The sequence below is a fragment of the Corynebacterium sp. 51B genome, from assembly GCF_008930785.1.
Taxonomy (GTDB): Bacteria; Actinomycetota; Actinomycetes; order Mycobacteriales; family Mycobacteriaceae; genus Corynebacterium; species Corynebacterium megadyptis.
The window spans coordinates 1-20,799 of the sequence record NZ_PQMK01000001.1 but is presented as its reverse complement, the minus strand read 5'-3'; the positions used below and the strand labels follow the sequence as shown (position 1 = coordinate 20,799).

Genomic DNA, 20,799 nt, shown 5'->3' with positions numbered 1-20,799 from the left:
TGCTGTAATCTACTCGCTGTTGGAACACGCCGCCCCCGTGGCGCGGGTGTACAACATCGGACTGTGGCGCAGCTTGGTAGCGCACTACACTGGGGGTGTAGGGGTCGCAGGTTCAAATCCTGTCAGTCCGACTCTTCAGAGGCCGCAGGCCGGACATCGTCCGGTCTGCGGTTTTTTCCTTGCCACCACCCCGCCAACTGTGCCCGCAGGGCATGCAGCGCTCTTCGCGGCGGGCAGGTGCTTGGTAGATATTGGCGTATCCCACTACCCTTGAGACGATGGCCTCGAGCCTAATGACAGCGATGTGCCGCCGATAGAGCCGCGGCGCGTGCGGAAAGGACTGATGATGACCGACGATCGCCACCGGGACTCGTGGAAGGACTACGACGACGAGCCTACTCGCTTCATTCCGCGCGACACCTCGCCCCAGGGGCGCGGGGATTCCTATGGCCACTACGACGATGCCGAGGACTTCGCCACGAGCGAGTATCGTGGCGCGCCGGATGAGCCGCCGCGCACCGAGCAGACACAATATCTCGGCCCGCAGGACGGCCAGCAGCAGCCTGCTGGGGAGCGCCCGCGCCAGTACTACGCACCGCTGGAGGAGGAGCCTGGCTATTCCCAGGGCCAGCCGCAGGGACAACCCCCAGCCCAGCCGCAGGCAGCCGCCTATCCTCCGCCGAATTATGTGCCGCCGCAGGAGGAGAAAAAGTCCTCCTCCTTGCCGTGGGTGATCGCGGTGCTCGCCCTAGTCGTGCTGGCCGTGGTGTTGGGCATGTTTGCCTTCGGCGGCGATAAGGACTCCGCAACCGAGTCCACTACCCCGCCGCCGCCAGAGACCGTCACCGAGACCGTCGAACCGGAGGCCCCCGCCCCCACCGAGGATCCCGAGGTGCAGCAGCGCCTAGAGGAAGAAACTAACCGCCTACGCGAATCCGTCGAATCGCTCACCTCTGAGGTGCAGGCCCCCGCCGCCGAAATTCCGGATGTTCTCGACGATAACGGCGTGGTGGCTGTGGCTCAGCTCAAGGCGCGCGGCTTCTCCGATGTCCGCACCGTCGATGCCAACGGCGCCGAGATCAGCGGCACGGATCTGCTCACCGGCACGGTCACTCGGGTGGATCCGCCCGTCGCCACCGAGACGGATAAGGCCACACCGATTACCTTGGTCATCGAGTAGCTCCTGCTCGTTCGCAGCAGCAGACAACAATGCCCCTCAACCATCAGAGGTTGAGGGGCATTGTTGCGTCGATAAGCGTGCTAGGAGCGTATTAGCGCTTCCGCTTTTCGCGCACGCGCACGGCGATGCGCACCGGCGAGCCCTCGAAACCGAAGGACTCGCGGAACTTGCGCTCTAGGTAGCGGCGATAGCCGGCATCGAGGAAGCCGGTGGTAAATAGCACGATCACGGGCGGCCGGGTGGAGGCCTGGGTGGCGAAGAGCACGCGCGGCAACCGGCCAGCCTTCATCGGCGGCGGGTTCTGGGCAATGGTTTCTCGCACCCAGTTATTGAGCTTGCCTGTAGAAATACGCGTGTCCCAGCTCTCCAGCGCCTCGATGAGCATGGGCTCGATCTTCTGCAGGGCACGCCCCGTTTTCGCGGAGATGTTCACGCGCCGCGCCCACGGCACATGCGCGAGTTTCTCCTCGATATCCCGCTCCAGCAGATCGCGCTGGTCCTCGTCCATTAGATCCCACTTGTTATAGGCGATCACCAGGGCTTTACCGGATTCGATCACCATGCCGAGCACGCGCTGATCCTGCTCCGTGATCGGCTGCGAGGAATCGACCAAGAGCACGCACACCTCGGCGGAGTCGATGGCGTTTTTGGTGCGCAAGGAGGCGTAGAACTCGTGGCCGCGGGCATGCTTGACCTTCTTGCGCAAACCCGCGGTATCCACGAACTTCCACAACTGGTTATCCAGCTGCACCAAGGAATCCACCGGGTCCACAGTGGTGCCCGCAACATTGTCCACCACCGCGCGGTCCTCGCCGGTGAGCTTGTTCAGCAGCGAGGATTTCCCCACATTCGGCTTGCCCACCAGCGCCACGCGACGCGGGCCGGAGGTGATAGAGGCCGCCTTGGGCGTGTCGGGGAATAGCCGCACGACCTCGTCGAGCACATCGGCGCCGCCGCGACCATGCAGAGCGGATACCGGGTAGGGATCCCCGAGGCCGAGCGCATAGAACTCCGCCATTTCGGCGTATTGGCCATCCGATTCAAACTTATTGGCCACCACCAGCACCGGCACGTCGGCGCGGTGCAGCTTGCGGGCCATCACCGCGTCCGCATCGGTGATACCCACCGTGGTATCGACCACGAACAGGATGATGTCGGCCTCGGCCATGGCGTTTTCTGCCTGGCGGGCGATGGCGGCATGCATGCCCTTGGCGTCGGGGTCCCAGCCGCCGGTATCTTGCACCCAGTAGCGGCGACCATTCCATTCCGCGAGATAGCTCACGCGATCGCGGGTCACACCAGGAAAGTCCTCCACCACGGCGGCGCGGCGACCCAAAAAACGGTTCGTCAGCGTGGACTTGCCCACATTGGGCCGGCCCACGATCGCCACGGTACAGAGCTGTTCTTCCACGATCTCTGGGGAGGTGATCCCCAACGCGGCCTCGAGCTCCGCCCACTCTTCCTCGGTGCGGGGGCCATCAGGGCCAAAGCGGGGGTCGTTTTCATCCACGGGCCCCTCGACCTCGAGGTCCTCAAGATCCTCGGTGCCATAGCCTGATGCGTAGTAGACCTCGCCAAAGTCGGCTTCGTCGAAATCGTCCTCATCAAAGTCGGAGGCGCCATAGCCCTCGCCTGGGGCGAGCACATCCTCTTCGGTGAAGGCCTCATCGGCGGGCAGTTCGCCGCCATCAGCTACGGCGTAGACGAACTCGGTGTCGCGATCGAGATCCTCGCGGTTCTCGCTGTCTCCAGCGCTGTGAGTGGTGCTCATGATCGCCTCCTCTCGGTGGTGGTATCTGTGGTGCTTGTCGACGCCGTCTCCGTGCCCGCAGACGCAGAGTCGGTGTCAGTGGCGATGGCGGAGTCTTCGACCAAGGCCATCAGGGTGTCGAGGACCTCCTCGAAGCTCATATCCGAGGTGTCGATGATGTGCGCGTCCTCGGCCGGCTTCAGCGGCGAGGCGGCGCGAGAAGAATCGGCCTGGTCGCGGCGTTTCACATCGGCCAGCACGTCCTCGAAATAGCCACCGCGGCCCTCCTTGCGGTTTTGCTTATGGCGCCTTTCGGCACGCACCTCGGGGCTGGCGGTCAAATAGGCCTTCACGGGGGCGTCGGGAAGCACCACGGTACCGATATCGCGGCCTTCTACTACGCAGCGCCCTGCGGAGGCGGCCAAGGTGCGCTGCAGGCGCACGAGGTTCTCGCGTACCTGCGGGATCGCGGACACCGCGGAGACAGCCTTGGTCACCTCGGGCCCACGGATCTCTTGCGACACGTCCTTGCCATTGAGCAGCACCTCGGTGGACTCAGGATCGTCATTGACTGCCAGCGGCAGATGCACAGTCGCCTCAACGACGGCGGCGGTGTCCTCGGGTTTGATGGAGCGCCGCAATACGTGCAAGGTGGCGACGCGATACATCGCGCCGGTATCGAGATACTTGGCGCACAGCCGGGTGGCCAGGGCGCGGGAGGCGCTGGATTTGCCGGTGCCAGAGGGGCCATCGATGGCCACGATCAAGCCGCCTGCGGGCTTATTAGCAATGCTGCATTTCATAGTTGATCACACGCCCCTTGATCTAGAGCTCCACAGCCTTGTAGAGGCTGCGCAGCTCGGAGTCGTTCAACGCCCGCAGCGAGCCCGGAGTCTGCTCGCCCAGCTGTACGGTGTGCAGCTTGGTGCGCACCAGTCGCTGGACGGGATAGCCGGCCTCTTTGAGCATGCGGCGCACAATGTGCTTGCGGCCCTCGTGCAGGTCCAGGCGCACCAGGGAGCGACCTTGGTTGGCATCAATGATGCTCACCTTGTCTGCCTTCGCGATGCCATCCTCGAGCTCGATGCCCTCGCGCAGCTGCCGGATGAGCTTCCGGTCCGCCTCGCCGAGCACATTGGCCACATAGGTCTTCGATACCTCATAGCGCGGGTGCATGAGCCGGTTCGCCAGCTCGCCGTCGTTGGTCAGCAGCAGCAGACCCTCGGTATCGGCGTCGAGGCGACCGACATGGAAGAGCCGCTGTCCGGCGGAGAGTTTCTCCCCCACGATATCGCCCACGCAGGGCCGACCCATGTCATCGCTCATGGTGGACTGCATGCCGCGGGGCTTATTGAGTACGAAGTACTGCAGGTTCTCATCGATGCGCACGCGCACCCCATCGACGCGCACCACCGAGTTATTCGGATCGATGCGTACGCCCTGGGTGGTGATGATACGGCCATTGACCTCGACGCGCCCCTCATCAATGAGACGCTCGGACATGCGCCGCGAGGCCACGCCGGCCTGGGCAAGCACCTTTTGCAAACGCACGCCCTCGCCCTTGTCGTGGGAGGGGTTAGCGGTAATGTCCTCGGGACTGACGTGCTGGTGTCGCGCCGGCTTCGCCTGCGAGACGTAGATGGAGCTGCCGCGCTGGGCGCGCTGTTCGGGCTGCTCGGTGGAATTCGGTTGAGCCGACTCGGCACTACGAGACGAACGCGAGCGGAAGCCCTTGTTGTCCGGTGTGCCATCTCGGCGAGCGGAAGATGTCATGTATGCTCCTAAAACTTGCGGTGCAATTATCGACCGCCCAGTGTATCACCGCAGCCGGTCAGAGTAGCTATCAGAGCGCGCGCGGCAGTCTCATCGGCCAGCCGTGCCTGCCCCTGCGGCACACTCGCCACATAGGGCGTGGACGTGACCACACTAAATTCCTCAAGATTGAGCCGGGTCGCGAGATCTGGCTCCGGCGGCACATTGCCGCCGATCAATCCCGCCACCGTGATTCCGCGGGCCCGGGCCGCTTCCACACTGAGCTCTGCGAGGTTGAGCGAGCCCAACCCCACCGAGGTGACCACCACGAGCGGCGCCTCCAGGCGGGCGGCCACATCGGCAATGGTCCACTCGTCGGCAATCCGCACCAGCAGCCCGCCGGCGCCTTCGACGAGCACCAACCGGCCCGGGCCATCGAGTTCCGCGATCTGCTGCACGGTGGGTTCCAGCTCCAGCTGTTCCATACCGGCGCGCCGGGCTGAGATATTGGGGGCAAGCGGCTCGGGATAGCGGGCATATCCCACCACCCGCTCCACCGCTGGGCAGAGTGCCTGCACGGTGGCGAGATCCCCCTGCCCCTCCGGTTCCCCAGTCTGGGCGGGTTTCACCACGGTGACTTCTAGGCCCATATCGCTGGCGACGGCCGCGAGCGCAGCGGTGGCATAGGTTTTTCCCACATCAGTATTGGTTCCGGTGATCACAACAATGGCCATGGTGGGCGACTCCTTCGCGGACGTGCGGCACGGCGTGCCGCAAGAGTGAATACAATGCTCCGAGGTGCTGGCGCGCGGCTGAGTTGGCGGCTGAGGCGACGCGGGCAGAGTTAGTTCTGCAGTGCCGCTGCGGCCGCGCTACGCAGCGCCCGAGTGATGCTGGCGATGTGCTCGCTGCTGGAAATAAACGGCGGCATGGCATAGATGAGCCGGCCGAAGGGCCGCAGCCACACGCCCTCTGCTAGAGCGGCGGTGGTGGTGGCCTCCATGTCTACTGCCTTCTCCATTTCCACCACGGCAATAGCGCCGAGCACCCGCACATCCGCCACGCCGGGTTGATCGGCGAGCCCCTCGAGACCCGCCGTGAGTTCAGCTTCGATCCGCGGCACGCTCTCTCGCCAATAGCCCGAGGCGATCAGCTCAACGCTGGCCCCGGCCACGGCGCAGGCCAGCGGGTTGCCCATGAAGGTGGGGCCGTGCATGAGGGCGCCGCCGCCAGCAGGACTGGAAATAGCCTCCGCCACCTCCGCGGTGGTCAGAGCGGCAGCGAGCGTCATAAACCCGCCGCTCAGGGCCTTGCCCACGCACATAATATCGGGCGTGATACCGGCGCCACTGGTGGCGAATAGCTCGCCGGTACGGCCAAAGCCGGTGGCGATCTCATCGGCGATGAGCACCAGATCATGGCGATCACACAGCCGGCGGGTTCCAGCCACCAGGGCGGGATCATGAAAGCGCATGCCGCCGGCGCCTTGTACCACGGGCTCGATGATGATCGCCGCCGTGGTTGCGTCGATATGCTCCTCCATCTGGCGCAGATAGCGTTCGCTCTCGGCCGGATCGCAACCGCGCACCGGCGGCGGGGGCGCGAAGCGCTGGGTAGCAAGCACGCCCTGCCACAGCGAATGCATCCCGCCCTCGGGATCGCACACGCTCATCGCGCCGAAGGTGTCGCCGTGATAGCCGGAGCGCCAAGTGAGCAAACCGGTGCGCTCGGGGTGGCCCTGACCGCGCTGATACTGCAGCGCCATTTTGATCGCGACCTCCACCGATACTGAGCCGGAATCCGCGAAAAACACCTTGTCGAGACCCGCCGGAGTGAGATCCACGAGCTGCTCGGCGAGCTCGATTGCCGGGGCGTGCGTGAGACCGCCGAACATCACATGCGGCATAGTGTCGATCTGCCGTTGGGCGGCGGCCACTAAGGCTGGGTGGCGGTGCCCATGGCAGGCCGCCCACCAGGAACTCATGCCGTCAATCACTCGACTGCCACCATCGAACTCGAGGTAAACGCCCTCTGCGGCGCTGACGAGTCGGCTCTGCATGGCCGCGGGCATGGGGCCATAGGGATGCCACACGTGGCGGCGATCGAAGTCGAGAAGATCCGTGCTACTACGCAGTCGACTCTGTGCCGCGGCGGGCTGATGCGTAGTATCCGGGGCTGCGGATGGGACGCTGGTGTTATGCAACTGGTGAACCACGCCCTTTAGGCTACACCCCTTCACCATGGAGTTTGGCCATTACCGGCGGGCTTTCCCAGCAGCACTTGGACGTTGTTTAATTCCGCCCATTACACCGCATTTGAACGGCGTTTAGGTTTCTCTTCTCAGAACTGTTCCTCGATCGATTCCACGTCCGGAAGCAGCGGCGCCAAGGAGGGCAAGGCCCCGAGGTCCTCGATTCCGAGAGTCTCGAGGAAGAGCTGCGTGGTCTCATAGCGGTGCGCGCCCGTGCTCGGCTCGGGCGGATCGACCTCGCGGATTAAGCCCCGCTGCGCCAAGGTGCGCATCACTCCGTCCACGTTCACCCCGCGCACCCCAGCCACCTGGGCGCGGGTCACCGGCTGGCGATAGGCCACCACAGCCAACGTCTCCAAGGCGGCGCGGGTGAGCTTCGTTTTCTCCCCATCGAGCACGAAGCGCTCCACGCTATCGGCGTACTCGGATCGGGTATAGAGCCGCCAGCCGTCCTCAGTTTCGCGCAGATCGAAGCCGCTGCCGCGGGCATCGAATTCGGCGGCCATGGCGCGCAGCTCCTGCTCCACCAGCGCTGGGGTGGTCTCCAGCACGCGGGCGAGCTGCGCCGTGGACACGGGCGCATCGATCACCAACACGATGGCCTCGAGACGCGCCCGCATCCCGCTAACGGGTGCCGGGTGGGTGGTGTCCTGCTCTGTCACTAGGGCGCTACCGGCTTGTTATTGGCGGGATTCCCCCACTCCGACCAGGAACCGTCATAGACCTTGACATTCTCCGCGCCCGCCTCGGTGGCGGCCAGCGCCAGCACACAGGCAGTCACACCCGAGCCGCAGCTCATGATGAGCTCCTCATCGGCGGCAGGCTCACCGAAGCGCTCCTTGAGCACCGCGGCGTCGCGCAGCTGCTGGTTGTCGTCGAGAAGCGAGCTAAAGGGAATATTGATAGATCCTGGCATGTGGCCAGAGGCCAGCCCCTCCCGTGGTTCGGGCTCGGTGCCGTCGAAGCGACCGGCGCTGCGGGCATCGAACACAGGCCGGCCGGCGGCGAGAGCGGCCTCCACCTCGTCCATGTCCACGAGCAGGTTCCGCTCGGTGGTGTCGAGCTCAGCCGCCTCGGCACTGGTCCACTCCAGCGCCTGCTCGCGCGAGATCTCCTCGGTGCTGAATCCAGCGGCAGTCCATGCCGGCAGACCGCCATCGAGAACCTTCACATTGTCGATGCCTGCCTGGCGGGCCAGCCACCAGATACGCGGGGCCACCATGATGCCGTGCCGGTCATAGACCACCACCGTGGTATCGGCGCGCACCCCAGCTTGGGCGAAGACGCGCACCAGATCGGCGGGGGCGGTATGCGGCCGCGGATCACTGGTATCAGAAAACTCGGTCTCAATATCGGCCAGCTTAGAGCCAGGAATCACGGTATAGCTATCGCGCGGGCGTCCCATCGCTGCGAGAAGCACCACGATGCTCTCTAGATTCTCATTCAGGCGCTCGGCCAACCACGTCGGAGATACTACTGCGTTCATGTCACCCAACTATAGGCATCACAGCGGACACCGGTGCCGGCGAGTGCCCCCGCGGCATAACCGCAGGCGCGCTGGGGCGGGATTAGGACCAGTTGGCGGAGGCCACCACGGCAGGGTCCACATCCTTGCCGGTCCACGCCACCCGCAACTCTCCCAGCGCTTCTTCTTGCTCCACCTGCACCGCATGGGCCTTATAGAGCTCCAGGAGGGCAAGGAAACGGCCGACGATCTCCATACTCACTCCGCAGTCTTTGGTGAGCGCGGCAAAGCTGGCCCATTGGGATGCGCCCATGAATTTCAGCAGGCCCAGCAGTTTACCGGCCTGCTCCGGCACGGATACCGGCTGGAAGTGCAGATGCGAGGTCGAAACCTCCTCGGGCGGGCGGGGGCGAAAAACGCCCGCGGCGAGCTGCGCGAAACCCTGGGCGTCCATGCCCAGGTGCACCGGCGGCAGCAGCTCGGCGAAGCGCTCCTCTAAGGCCACGGCCCGGGGATAGCGACGCTGGGCGCTGCGCTGCCACTCGGCAAAAAGATCGGCCACCTTCTTATAGGCGCGGTATTGCAGCAGGCGAGCAAAGAGCAGATCGCGCATCTCGAGAACCTCGGCGTCCTCGATGTCCTCGTCTCCTGATTGGGGCAGCAAGCGCGCGGCCTTCAAGCTCAGCAAGGTGGAGGCGATGAGCACAAACTCGGTGGTTTCATCGAGCCGGTCGTGCATCTCTCCGAGCTGCTTGGTGTAGGAGATGAATTCGTCCGTGACCTCACTGAGGGCGATCTCGGTGATCTCGAGAGTCCGGCGATTGATCAGATGCAGCAGCAGATCGAAAGGCCCGGTGAAATTGTGCAGGCTGAGCTGAAAGCCGGGAATCTCCGGCTGCGAGGACGCCGCGATCGCCTCCTGGGATTGCCGCAGGGTCGCCCCGCCTGCGGCACGGGAAGTGGAGCCGGCGGCGCTAGATTTCGCTGCGCTCAATGACTTCCTTCGCCAGCTCACGATATTGCTGCGAGCCTTGGGAGCTGGGTGCCCACATAATGATGGGCTCGCCCGCCACCGAGGTTTCGGGGAAACGCACCGTGCGGGTGATCACGGTGTCAAAGACTTGATCCTCGAATACCTCGATCACCCGGGACATCACCTCGCGAGCATGCGAGGTACGACGGTCGAACATGGTCACCAAAATGCCGGTGATCTCCAAATCGAAGTTCAAGCGGTCGCGCACCTTCTCCACGGTGTCCGTGAGCAGCGCCAGCCCGCGCAGCGAGAAGTACTCGCATTCCATGGGAATGATCACCCCATGCGAGGCCGCCAAAGCGTTCACCGTGAGCAAGCCCAAGGACGGCTGGCAGTCCAGAATGATGAAGTCATAATCCTTGCGCACCGGGCGCAGCGCGCGACCCAAGGTGTGCTCGCGCCCCACCTCATTCACCAGCTGAATTTCGGCCGCCGAGAGATCGATATTGGCGGGCACCAGATCCAGCCCGGGCATGGCGGTGCTATGGATCGCGTTCAGGATCGACGAGCGGGAGTCCAGCATGACGTCATAAATAGTCAGATCCAGCTCATCATGAGCGATACCCAGCCCTGCGGTCAGCGCGCCCTGCGGATCGAGATCCACCAGCAGCACCTTGCGCCCCAGCTCCGCGAGGCAGGCGCCGAGGTTAATCGTGGAGGTGGTCTTGCCCACTCCGCCCTTCTGGTTCACCATCGAAATGATGTGCGCCGGACCATGACGATCCACCGGCGCCGGTTCGGGCAGCGTGCGCAGGGGCCGGCCCGTCAAGCCGTACTCGTCCTCTGGCTTGTCGAACAATCCCTGCTCTCCCACGATCAACCCTTCTTCCTTGACTATCTCGCCCGCCGGTTCGCGGCGCGCCCCACACGCGCGAGATCACTCGAATCACATCAGTGTTCTTTACCCATAGATTACACGGGCGGCAGCGCTTCACCCTACGCTTATCGACGGCGCGTTGCACAGCACCCTTAAGTCAAGGTTTTATGCTTTACTTTTCCCTCGCGCGGGGATGTGCCGCCGCCCAGGACTCGCGCAGAGCATCCGCCGAAATATGAGTATAAATCTGCGTGGTCGTCGCAGACGAGTGCCCCAGCAGCTCTTGCACCACGCGCACATCAGCACCGCCCTCGATCAAGTGGGTGGCATAGCTATGCCGCAGGGTGTGGGGTGAGATCGACTCCGTGATACCGGCCCGCGCCGCAGCCCGCTTCACCAGAGCCCACGCGGACTGCCGCGATAAGGGCCCGCCCCGCAGGTTGAGAAAGAGGTGATGATCGCCCTTGGTGTTCAACGCCGGCCGCGCCCGCACCATATAGGCATCCACTGCCCTATGGGCCGCACCGCCGACGGGAACGACGCGGTGTTTATCCCCTTTGCCTTTGAGCAGGAGTGCACCTTCGTCGATCCCCGAGACGTCGTCGACACGCAAAGACACCACCTCAGAAATACGCGCGCCGGTGCCATAGAGCAGCTCGAGCACCGCCAGATCGCGCAGATCCACCGCCGAGGCGTGCTCCCCCTGCGGCACCGCATCGAGCATGGCCGTTACCTGCGCCACGCTGAGCGTATCCGGCAGGTGCTGCGGTGGGCTCGGCGGCGTGACCTCCTTAGCCACATTCGCCGCCACCGCGTTTTCCTCGAAGGCGAAGGCGTGCATCCCACGCACCACCGAGAGCGCCCGCGCCGCCGAGCGCACCGACAATCCGCCGCGGCGAATATCGCTTAAGAATGTTTCCACCATGCCGGCATCCACGGCGGCGAGATCCCGCACCCCCTGCACGTCCAGCCAGGAAAGATAACGCTGGACATCGCGGTGATAGTTCGAGAGCGTATTGGCGCTGAGACCCCGCTCCACACGCAGGTGCACGAGCCAACGCTCGGCCAGAGAATCGGGAGTCACAACCAGCTACACCCGCTTCAGGTCTCCATCGCCCCACTGCGCAGCGCGCCGGGCCGCCAAGCGGGTCGGGCGCAGCTCAAAGGGGGTATCCACGCTACGCAGCACGCCCTCATGCTCTGCTGCGTAGTAGGCAGCCATAATTCCGGAAATGGCGATGGAATTAACGATCTCCCCGCGCAGCACCGCAGCGGCGGCCTTCTCCACTGGCACCCACTCGAGGGTCATATCTGCTTCCTCATCCACCGCATCCGGCCGCGGCACCTCTGTGAGATCGCGCGCCAAGAAGATGCGAATAGCCTCTTCGCAAAAGCCCGGCGAGGAGACAACGTCGCACAGCAGATGCCAGCGCGCGGCGCTCAAGCCCGCCTCCTCCTGGAGTTCCCGCTGGGCGCAGCGCAGGGCCGGCTCCTCGGCCATATCGAGCAGCCCGGCCGGCAGCTCCCACAGCCGCTGCTGCACCGAATGACGGTACTGGCGCACCATCGCGATCTCGCCGGAGTCGCGCTGCGCCACCACCGCCACAGCACCGAAGTGCTCGATGATCTCCCGCTTCGCCGAGCTGCCTCCAGGCATCGTGACCGTGTCGCGACGCAGCGCCAGAATGGGCGACTCGTTGAGAATCTCGGAATCTTCGACGGTGAATTCGTGGCTCATGGTGAGGGTTCTTTCTGGGTGGGGGCCAAATACGTGTGGCGGGCTGAATGCTACTACGCATCAGCCCGCCAGTTCTCAATTCTGCCGCGAACGGGCCTATTCGGCGCTGTCCTCGGCGGCGTCGCCGGTGGCGTCGACAACCTCGTCATCGACGGGTGTATTGCTGCTCGGCGGATGTGCAGCCTCGGCGTTCGGGGCGGCACCATAGGCGCCGCTGCCGCCGTCAAGTTGCTGCTTCACCGCCAGCACCACGCTCATGCGGGCATAGGCGCGGTTGATGGAATCCACGGTGCTCACGCCCTCCGCGGCCTCGGGATTGGCACGCACGATGCCCAAGGGGCCATTCTCGGCCGCCGCGGAGTAGCGCCCGGCCAACACGGTGGGGCTATCGCGGCCATCCATGGCCTCCGCAAAATCAGCGAGATTCTTCGCGGTCTTGGCCACGTCACCCGCGTTGTCACTATCGCCGGTGTTCTCATAATCGCCGCTGAGGATCACCACGGCCGCGGCCGGGGAGAGACTTCCCTCTTCATAGTCGAGGTAGCCGGCCTCCTTCAGCGCGCCGAGCAGGGCATCGCGATCCGCGTCCGAGGCCCGACCTTCCTCACTATCGGGCTTGCGGAGCAGCGCCTGGGCGAGGGCCTCGCCGGCGTGATAGCCGGAGTCGAGGCGCTCCTCGGAGAGCTGGGCCCCTGCCGGCAAGGTGGCGGTGACGATCGACTTCAGCTTGTCCGCGCCAGCGGGGCTGAAGAAGGTCTCGTCGAGCGTGATGGAGCCGGCGCTGCTGGCACCGGCCTTGGTCAAGAGATCGTTGATTACATCGAAGTCTTCACCCACCGTGTCGTGGGTACGCAGCACCAGCACGGGGGTGTCGTTGAGGGTGCCCTGGACCACGGCCTCGGCGACATTGCGGGCCACGGAGTCCGCCGCATCCGCCTGGGCGGCGGCGATCTCGGACTGAGATTCGAGCGCCTCGAGCTTCTTAGAGCTCTCGCTCTTTAGCATGCCGACGCTGTCTCCCGGCAAGTTCGGAGCCAGGGCATAAGTGCCAAAAAGAACGCCAGCTGCCACGCCAAAGGCGGCGCCAGCAATGGCAATGGAGGCTGATCCGGATGTTGTACCCATCTAGTTAAACCATCCCTTCACAAGGTCCTGCACAGCGAGAGCGAAGCTATTCCAGGTGTCCACGAGGTTCTGGGTGAAACTAGCATCGCCGCTAGTGCCGGCAATAACCACGATGACGGCGAGAGCAACAAGGATGCCGAGCAATGCCCACATCCATCCGAGCGAGGCACTGGAACGCACGGTGTAGAGATCGGCCACAGCGTGGCCATCGACGAGCTTATTGCCCACCTTGGCGCGGGTGAGCAGGCCCGAGGGGGTGGCTGTCTCGGCGTTGGCGAACATGTGCTGTAAGTCGAAGACGGCGCCGACGTTCACGATCAGCGAGGCGCCGTGATAATCGGCGAGCAGCAGCGCGAGATCCGTCGCGGACTCGGTAGCTGCTGGGAAGGTCATCGCGCCCACCCCGAGGTCCTGGATGCGCTCCAACCCGGCGGCATAGCCATCGGGGTCGGCCGGCAGAATCACCAGCGCCCCAGAGCGGAGCGCGTCCGCGCCGATCGTGGTGGGGTTACCGACGATGATATCGGGGGTATAGCCATCCTCGACGAGAGTATCCGCGGCAGCATTAACGCCGATGAGCACGGGGCTGTATTCCCGAATGAAGTTGCGCAGGCGCTTCAGCTCTTCGCGATGGCCTCGCCCTGGGCTGAGCACCACAACCTTGCGGTCTTTGAGATCGGAATCGATATCGGGGATGCCGATACCATCGATGAGCAGCGGCGACTCGGAGCGAATGAACTCGGTGGTATTGCCAAAATAGGCTTCCATATTATCCACCAAGGTCTGCTGCGCTTCACCGAAGCGGCTCAATGCTTCTTCTGCGGTGAGCACGTCGCCGGAGCCGATAAGGCTGCTGCCGTGGAAGAACTCGCCCTCCTCGGTGAGACGAGCTTTTTTGCCGTTCTTCAGCGTCGACCACGCCTCGGCGCCGAGTGCTTCGACCAGCATAATGCCCTCGTCCGCCATTAGCTGCGGCCCAAAGTTAGGCATAGCGCCGGTGGAGAACTGGGCGATATTTACCACGGCCGCCGGGCGGGCGTCGATAAGCCGTTGCGCCTGCGCACGGGTGATATCCGGGGCGTCGACGACGGCAATATCGCCTTCCGATAGTTTCTTCCATCCGCGACCCCGTGCCGTGCAGTCGCGGGCAGTGGCGTGCACACCTGGGAGGTCATCGCTCTTCGAGAACAGACTCATGCCCGCCATTGTGCAAGTTCTCGGCGCTGAAGTGGGTGAGGCGCGCGGACGCGCTGCACAAATCCCCTCCGCTGCGATATTTTCTTAGCCGCGAAGAAAGCCCTCTTTGTCCCGCGCCGCGGTGGCGAGTAGTTCCGTGGCGTGGGCCTTACCGGTTTCGGTGTCATCCAATCCGGCCAACATGCGCGCCAGCTCCTCGACGCGGCGCTCCCCCGCGAGATCCTCCACGGCCGAGGTCACAGAAGAATCGGAGACGTCCTTCGATACGTGCAGGTGTTGATCCGCATAGGCGGCCACCTGCGGCAAGTGCGTCACCACAATCACCTGATTGCGCTGGGCGAGTCGCGCCAGCCGGCGCCCGATCTCCACGGCGGCGCGCCCGCCTACCCCGGCATCCACCTCGTCGAATACTAAGGTGGTGGAACTTTGAGATTGGGCCACCACCACTTCGAGGGCGAGCATCACACGGGAGAGCTCACCGCCGGATGCCGCGTTCGCGATGGGTTGAGGGCTGGCCCCGGGGTGGGCGGCAAGACGAAATTCCACGGTCTCTGCGCCGTGGGGTGTCGGTGCGCACGCCTCGAGGGAGACCACAAACTCCGCCTTGGGCATGGCGAGTCCGCGGATCTCCGCGGTCACGTCCTGTTCCAAGGCGGTGGCGGCGCGGGCACGGGCGGCACTGAGCTTCTTCGCGGCGGCGGTGAGTTTCTTCTCCGCGCGCGCGACTTTCTTTTTCAGCTCTTCCAGCGCCTCCGGCGAGGTATCGATGCTGGCCAACTTGGCTTCAGCTTTGGTTTTCCACGCCAGCACCCCGGCGATATCGGGGGCATATTTGCGGGTGAGGGATTTCAGATCCTGCTGCCGCTGCAGGGACTCCTCCAGCGCCTGCGGGTCCGAGGGCAGGGTGGAAAGAAACATGCCGAGCTCGCCGCTGATCTCGCCCAGCTGACTGGTGAGCTCCTCAAGACGCTCGGCCAGCTGGGAAAGATCCGGGTCCTCGGATCCGGCGAGCGCGCCGCTGGCTTCCCCGAGCAGATCGGAGGCCGAGGCCTGCTCGTCGAAGCCGCCATCGCCTAGTGCCTCCATACCGTCGAGGGCAACCAGGGCGTTCTGCGCCTGCTCCCGCAGGGTGTCGACGTCCTGCAGCCGGCGGATCATGGCCTGCAGCTCGGTATCTTCCCCGGGCTGGGGATCCACTGTGTTGATCTCGTTAATCGCGAACTGCAGGCGATCCACTTCCTGGGCCATCTCACGGCGTGAGGCGGTGCGCTGGGCAAGATCGCGCGCCAGGGTGCGCCAGGTGGTGTAGCACTCGGTGTAGGTAGCGAGCAGGGGCGCGATGGCCTCATCGCTGCGATCCAAGGCGGCCCGCTGGTGCTCGGGGCTGACCAGGCGCAGCTGATCGTTTTGGCCGTGAATGGCCAGCATCTCCCCCGCGAAGTGTTTCAGGGTCGCGGCCGGCACCGAGCGTCCGCCCAAATGCGCCCGCGAGCGACCGGTGGACTTGATCACGCGGGTGGCGATGAACTCCTCATTTTCATCGCGCGCTCCCCCTGCCTCGCTCACGATCTCTTCCACCGTGGCGCACTGGGTGCTGGCCATACCGGCGGTGGAAAAACGCCCCTCCACGGCGGCTTCACTGGCACCACTGCGCACCCTGGAGGCGTCGGCGCGATCGCCGGCAAGCATGCGCAGACCAAAGACCACCATCGTCTTACCCGCGCCGGTTTCGCCGGTGAGCACGCTTAATCCCCCCGAGAATTCGACACTCTCGGAGGGGATCACGCCTACGTTGTTGATCGCCAGTTCAGCAAGCATGCCTTAAAGCGTAGCGGAAGCGGGGTGCAGCTGTGCGTTGAGGATGCGCCCGCGAGCACCAGCTGGCAGGCAGACGGCGTCGTCACGCTGTAGCGTGCGGATTATTCGCGGCCGAGGGGCCGCGCCAGCCCTCCACGGGAAGCCGGAATTTGGTCACGAGCCGATCGGCGAAGGGCTTGCGGTCGAGCCGCACCCAGCGCACCGGAGTGGCGGCCTTGTTGATCTCGATGCGCGACCCCGGCGGCATGGCCACTTGGCGGAAACCATCCATCACTGCCTGGGCGGGGAAGGTCGTGGACACCGATTCCACTGCCACCTGCGAATCTGGGCTGACCACTAGCGGTTTCGCGAAGAGCGCGTGGGCGTTATTGGGCACCACCAGGATTGCATCGAGTTCCGGCCACAGCACTGGGCCTCCCGCAGAAAAGGCATAGGCGGTAGAGCCGGTGGGGGTGGACACGAGCACGCCATCGCAGCCGAAGGAGCTCACGGGGCGGCCATCCACTTCGAGGATCGCATCCAGCACTCCCCGACTGTTAAGGCTTTCCACGCTCACTTCATTCAGCGCCCAGCTCCGACCGGCCACCTCATTATTCGGCCCCCGCACCACCGCTTCGATGGTCATGCGGTCTTCCACCTCATAATCACGGGCCACCACCCGCTCGATAGCTAGGTCGAGCGAATCGGAGTCCCATTCGGCGAGGAAGCCCACATGGCCGAGGTTGATGCCGAGCACCGGCAGGTCCGCGGAATAGGCGAGGTCGGCGCCGCGGAGAAAGGTGCCATCGCCGCCGAGCACGAGCACCATCTCCACGCCCTCGGTGGCCGAGACATCGTGGCCGAATTGCTTGAGCCGAGAAAAAATGGGGTGGCTATCCAGGGGCGCTGCCTGCGGATCGACAGATACCCGTACCTCGATGCCGGCGTCGAGAAGCAATTCTGCGGCGCGCGCGGCGGCCTCCACATTCGAGCTGCGTCCGGTGTGTGGCACCAGCAAAACGCTACGCGTGGTGTCGTCCTGGGCCGCGACGGGGTGCGCGGGGGTCTCAGGTGCCGTGTTGCTCATTGGGGTCCCTCCTCGATGGCGCGATGAACCATCGCGTCAATGCGTGCGGCGGCAGGCTGGCTCGCGCCGCCATCCTTGATCAACCACAGGAAATACTCTACGTTGCCGGCGGGGCCGGGCAGGCCACTGGCCAAAACTCCGCGCACACTGAGCCCCAACTTGGCGGCGGCGTCGATGATATCGCGCACCACCTCCTCGCGCAGCTGCGCTGAGCGCACCACGCCACCGGCGCCGATACGATCTTTGCCCACCTCGAATTGGGGCTTGACCATAGGCAGCAGTTCCGCCCCATCGCGCAGGCAGGAGACGATAGCCGGCAGCACCAGCTTTAAGGAGATGAAGGAAAGATCGCCCACCATCATGTCGGCCTGCCCGCCGAGCATCTCTGGGGTGAGATGCCGAATATTGGTGCGGTCAAGCACATGCACCCGCGCATCGTTTTGCAGCCGCCACACCAGCTGGCCATAGCCGACATCCACGGCGTGGACCTGCGCCGCCCCCTGCTGGAGGCACACATCGGTGAACCCTCCGGTCGAGGCGCCGGCATCAATGATCTGCTTGTCGGTGAGGCTGAGGCCCTCCTCGCGGAAGGCCTCGAGCGCGCTGAGCAGCTTGTGTGCCCCGCGGGAGGCCCACTGATCGGAGTCGGCCTGCTGCACCTTGATGGAGATATCCCCGGTCACTTGGGTAGCGGGCTTGGTGGCCAGCATGCCCGCCACCATCACTCTGTTCTCGCGGATCATCTGCTGGGCTTGTTCCCGCGACCGGGCGATCTTGCGCTTCACCAGCTCCTGATCGAGCCGTCTGCGTCCACTCACTAGGATCCTTCTACTTTTCTTTCCAAAGCCTGATGCACCAATTCATGGGCCTGCGCCAGCACGCGCGCCTCCTCCGCCGCATCGGCGGTCGGCTGCTCTAAGAGCGCAGTCACCTCTTCTTTGAGCTTATCGACGTCGCCCTCTCCTCTGCCGCTCTGGGCAGCATAGAGATCACCGGGGGTGGGCATGGACTGTGGCGCCACGGTCTACCACCACTGGGCGACGGCGCGCTCGGCCGCATCGGAGGTGGTGCGCACCGCTGCGGCGGTGAGTTCATGAGCGTCCGCGCTGTCGCTCCACACGGCACTGAGTGCGGCGCGGAGAGCCTCGAAGGCGGCATCGTCGTCATCGATGGCCGTGCCGCCGATACTCAGCTCGCCGCGGGTGGCATCAAAGGTGGCGGTGAAATTGCCGTGGCTATCGCTGTGGAAGGGGTCCACGGCGTCGGCGGCAAGATCCAGCGCCCTTAAGTCTGCGGCCACATAGGTGGCGCGTTCTGCGACGGGGGCGTTGAGCACATCCCAGCAGCCGCTGACGCCGGTGAGCACATGCAGGCTCGGAATTCCTGCGGCCACGCTTCCGGCGATATCGGTGTTCAGGCGATCGCCGATAGACAGCGGGCGGCGGGCGCCGGCGCGGTGCGCTGCCGCGAGGAACATGGTGGGCCCTGGTTTGCCCGCGGACTGCGGGGTAACGCCGGTGGCCGTGGCCACGGCCGCCACCATGGAGCCATTGCCCACGTGCAGGCCGCGTTCCATGGGCAGGGTGGTATCGAGATTCGAGGCGAAATAGCGTGCCCCGCGCCCAATGGCGAGGGCGGCCTCCGAGAGCTCCGCCCACCCGGTGGCGGGGCTGTGGCCGTGCAACACTGCGGCCGGGCGATCATCGGCGGAGTCGACAACCTCGAAGCCAGCATCGCGGGTGAGTTCTTTGAAGGAGTCCGCGCCGAGCACATACACCCGTGCCCCGGCCTCGATTTCCTGGGCGAGCATCGCCACGGCGGCTTGGGCGGAGGTGAGGACATCGCCAGGGCTCACCGTTAAGCCGAGGGAGCTGAGCTGCTGGGCGACAACTTCGGGGGTGCGAGAGGCATTATTGGTCACGTATTGGCAGTTCATATCTGCCGCTGTGATGGATTCCACGGCGTGCTCGATAGGGTCGCCGCCGGCGTAGACCGTTCCATCGAGGTCGAAGATCAGCAGGTCAAAATTCTTGCTCAGGCACATGGCACATCATTCTACCCACCGCGCAGCGTGGCACCGAGAGCCCCTGCATAGCGCAGCCACCACCAGCGATGCGGCGGGTGGTGGCTGGTGCGGGGATCTCGGGTATGCGGCCTCGTTTAGCCAAGCTCGGCGAGGCGGGCACGGGCGTCGAGAAGCTCCTCGTGGTCTTCGGAGATGGCCTTTTCAAACCACTTCTTTGCCTCGCTGCTGCGGCCGGCATCGATGAGGGCATCGGCATAGGCGTAGTGCAGGCGGGCGGCGCTCAAGTCCGGCTCGATATCCTCCAGTCCGAAGCGTTCCAGCTCGAGCACGGCGGCGTCGAATTGCTGCAAATCGCGGCGGGCGCCGGCGATCACGATCGCGAGTTCGGCTTTGTCGGCCTTGCTCATACCGGAGGTGGATTCTTCACGGGCGATCTCGATTGCCTTTTCTGGGCGGCCGAGGCCGCGCTCGCAGTCCGCCATCACTGCGAGAAGCCCCGGTCCACCGCTCATGCGGCGCGCGGCGCGCAACTCGGAGAGGGCTTCCTTCCACTCGCCGGCGTGATAGGCGGCGATACCTGCGGTTTCGCGCACCACAGCGACGCGGCCGCCGCGGTCCTTGGCGGCACGGGCGTGAGCGAGGGCCTTCGCGGGGTCCTCGGCCATGAAGGCGGCGGCAGCAACCATGTGGGCGCCGACGCGTTCAGCGTTGTCCTTCGACAGGCTCCGCAGATCCTGACGGACGGAGGGATCGAGGTCCTTCCAGTTAATATCTTCAGGAATGGACGGCTCGTTCTGGCGGGCGCGCTCTTTTTCATTGCGGAAGTTAGCCCGGGTTCCGCCGCTGCGATAGCCCGGAGTGCGGTTACGGCCGCCGCGCTGTGCGTGGCCGCGAGAACCACCCCGCGGGCCGTCGTTGCGGCGATCGCGACGATCAGAGTCGCGGCCCTGGCCGCCGCGGCGTTCACCACCGCGGTAGCCGCGATCATCGCGATCGCGGCGCTGTCCGTTATGGCGGCGATCTTCGTTATCGCCCCGCTCATAGCGCTCTCGCCTGTCGCCGCCGCGGTAGCCGCGGTCATCGCGATCGCGGTGGTCACGACGATCACGGCGGTCGTCGCGCTGGCGGCGATCTCCTCGTTCCTCCCAGCGGCGACCGTCCCGATCTTTGTAGCCGCGGTGCTCGCGGTCACCCCGCGAGCGTCCCTGGGATCCGCGGTTGCCGCCGCCGCTGTGCTTATGGCCGTGTTCGCGGCGTGGGGAGTGGGAGGAGTTATCGCGGTGGCGTCCGTCGTTGTCTGCCATGGGAGGTTGTGACACCCTTTCTTGGGCTCTGTGGTCGTGCTCTTTGGGCTCTAGATTAGAGCAGTTCTGGTTCGGGCATGCAAAAAAGGATGTGATAGGTAAGCAGAGAATACTCTGTTCTTACCTATCACATCCTTATATATGTTGCACTGTGAAGTTTTAGGTCGGCGGTGACTTACTCTCCCACACCCTCCCGGGTGCAGTACCATCAGCGCTGTCGGGCTTAGCTTCCGGGTTCGGAATGGGACCGGGCGTGTCCCCGATGCTATAACCACCG

20 protein-coding genes, 1 tRNA gene and 1 rRNA gene are annotated in these 20,799 nt (G+C 64.7%); 2 read left to right on the top strand and 20 right to left on the bottom strand.

Annotation, left to right across the window (positions count from 1 at the left end):
• The first annotated feature begins 57 nt into the window (after positions 1 to 57).
• Positions 58 to 131: transfer RNA gene (locus GBB14_RS00110), tRNA-Pro, on the top strand.
• A 197-nt stretch (positions 132 to 328) separates the two neighbouring features.
• Positions 329 to 1,180 (top strand): PASTA domain-containing protein, encoded by an 852-nt coding sequence (locus GBB14_RS00105; protein WP_151547685.1) that lies wholly within the window; start codon positions 329 to 331, stop codon positions 1,178 to 1,180.
• A 91-nt stretch (positions 1,181 to 1,271) separates the two neighbouring features.
• On the opposite strand, the gene der is transcribed toward GBB14_RS00105, so the two are convergent.
• From der to rrf, 20 genes are all read right to left on the bottom strand, one after another.
• Entirely contained in the window at positions 1,272 to 2,951 is a 1,680-nt protein-coding gene (gene der / locus GBB14_RS00100) for a ribosome biogenesis GTPase Der (RefSeq protein WP_151528832.1), read from the bottom strand.
• Positions 2,948 to 3,733, bottom strand: coding sequence for a (d)CMP kinase (cmk, locus tag GBB14_RS00095; RefSeq protein WP_151528833.1), 786 nt, complete (start codon positions 3,731 to 3,733; stop codon positions 2,948 to 2,950). Before cmk ends, der begins: the two co-directional genes overlap by 4 nt.
• Before the next feature lie 22 nt (positions 3,734 to 3,755).
• Positions 3,756 to 4,703 carry a pseudouridine synthase gene (locus GBB14_RS00090; RefSeq protein ID WP_151528834.1) on the bottom strand — a complete coding sequence of 316 codons (948 nt, stop codon included), beginning with the start codon at positions 4,701 to 4,703 and terminating at the stop codon, positions 3,756 to 3,758.
• Between the two features lie 26 nt (positions 4,704 to 4,729).
• Positions 4,730 to 5,416: a dethiobiotin synthase gene (gene bioD / locus GBB14_RS00085; protein WP_151528835.1), complete on the bottom strand. Its 687-nt coding sequence runs from the start codon at positions 5,414 to 5,416 to the stop codon at positions 4,730 to 4,732.
• Positions 5,417 to 5,526: 110 nt separating this feature from the next.
• Entirely contained in the window at positions 5,527 to 6,816 is a 1,290-nt protein-coding gene (locus GBB14_RS00080) for an adenosylmethionine--8-amino-7-oxononanoate transaminase (protein ID WP_255443835.1), read from the bottom strand.
• A 206-nt stretch (positions 6,817 to 7,022) separates the two neighbouring features.
• Positions 7,023 to 7,553, bottom strand: coding sequence for an SMC-Scp complex subunit ScpB (gene scpB, locus GBB14_RS00075; protein WP_151528877.1), 531 nt, complete (start codon positions 7,551 to 7,553; stop codon positions 7,023 to 7,025).
• Between the two features lie 41 nt (positions 7,554 to 7,594).
• Complete coding sequence (locus GBB14_RS00070) at positions 7,595 to 8,419, bottom strand: sulfurtransferase (RefSeq protein WP_151528837.1); 825 nt, start codon at positions 8,417 to 8,419, stop codon at positions 7,595 to 7,597.
• 82 nt (positions 8,420 to 8,501) lie between these two features.
• The gene (locus tag GBB14_RS00065) at positions 8,502 to 9,332 is read right to left on the bottom strand and encodes a ScpA family protein (protein WP_151528878.1); all 831 of its coding nucleotides are present in this window, start codon (positions 9,330 to 9,332) and stop codon (positions 8,502 to 8,504) included.
• A 40-nt stretch (positions 9,333 to 9,372) separates the two neighbouring features.
• Positions 9,373 to 10,245, bottom strand: a complete 873-nt coding sequence (locus tag GBB14_RS00060; RefSeq protein ID WP_151528838.1) for a ParA family protein — start codon at positions 10,243 to 10,245, stop codon at positions 9,373 to 9,375.
• 175 nt (positions 10,246 to 10,420) lie between these two features.
• On the bottom strand, positions 10,421 to 11,332 hold the full coding sequence (gene xerD, locus GBB14_RS00055; protein ID WP_151528839.1) for a site-specific tyrosine recombinase XerD: 912 nt from the start codon (positions 11,330 to 11,332) through the stop codon (positions 10,421 to 10,423).
• Between the two features lie 6 nt (positions 11,333 to 11,338).
• Positions 11,339 to 11,986 carry an NUDIX hydrolase gene (locus GBB14_RS00050; protein WP_151528840.1) on the bottom strand — a complete coding sequence of 216 codons (648 nt, stop codon included), beginning with the start codon at positions 11,984 to 11,986 and terminating at the stop codon, positions 11,339 to 11,341.
• 96 nt (positions 11,987 to 12,082) lie between these two features.
• Entirely contained in the window at positions 12,083 to 13,111 is a 1,029-nt protein-coding gene (locus tag GBB14_RS00045) for a copper transporter (RefSeq protein ID WP_151528841.1), read from the bottom strand.
• Positions 13,112 to 14,317, bottom strand: a complete 1,206-nt coding sequence (steA, locus tag GBB14_RS00040) for a putative cytokinetic ring protein SteA (RefSeq protein ID WP_151528842.1) — start codon at positions 14,315 to 14,317, stop codon at positions 13,112 to 13,114.
• Between the two features lie 75 nt (positions 14,318 to 14,392).
• On the bottom strand, positions 14,393 to 16,126 hold the full coding sequence (recN, locus tag GBB14_RS00035; RefSeq protein ID WP_151528843.1) for a DNA repair protein RecN: 1,734 nt from the start codon (positions 16,124 to 16,126) through the stop codon (positions 14,393 to 14,395).
• Positions 16,127 to 16,208: 82 nt separating this feature from the next.
• The gene (locus tag GBB14_RS00030; protein WP_151528844.1) at positions 16,209 to 17,192 is read right to left on the bottom strand and encodes an NAD kinase; all 984 of its coding nucleotides are present in this window, start codon (positions 17,190 to 17,192) and stop codon (positions 16,209 to 16,211) included.
• Positions 17,189 to 18,010: a TlyA family RNA methyltransferase gene (locus GBB14_RS00025; RefSeq protein WP_151528845.1), complete on the bottom strand. Its 822-nt coding sequence runs from the start codon at positions 18,008 to 18,010 to the stop codon at positions 17,189 to 17,191. Before GBB14_RS00025 ends, GBB14_RS00030 begins: the two co-directional genes overlap by 4 nt.
• Positions 18,010 to 18,198: a hypothetical protein gene (locus GBB14_RS00020; RefSeq protein ID WP_151528846.1), complete on the bottom strand. Its 189-nt coding sequence runs from the start codon at positions 18,196 to 18,198 to the stop codon at positions 18,010 to 18,012. The genes GBB14_RS00025 and GBB14_RS00020 overlap by 1 nt, the downstream gene beginning before the upstream one ends.
• Before the next feature lie 18 nt (positions 18,199 to 18,216).
• Positions 18,217 to 19,236 (bottom strand): HAD-IIA family hydrolase, encoded by a 1,020-nt coding sequence (locus GBB14_RS00015; RefSeq protein WP_151528847.1) that lies wholly within the window; start codon positions 19,234 to 19,236, stop codon positions 18,217 to 18,219.
• A gap of 116 nt (positions 19,237 to 19,352) precedes the next feature.
• Positions 19,353 to 20,522, bottom strand: coding sequence for a M48 family metallopeptidase (locus GBB14_RS00010; protein ID WP_151528848.1), 1,170 nt, complete (start codon positions 20,520 to 20,522; stop codon positions 19,353 to 19,355).
• Between the two features lie 162 nt (positions 20,523 to 20,684).
• Positions 20,685 to 20,799: ribosomal RNA gene (gene rrf, locus GBB14_RS00005) — 5S ribosomal RNA — on the bottom strand; the annotation flags it as partial.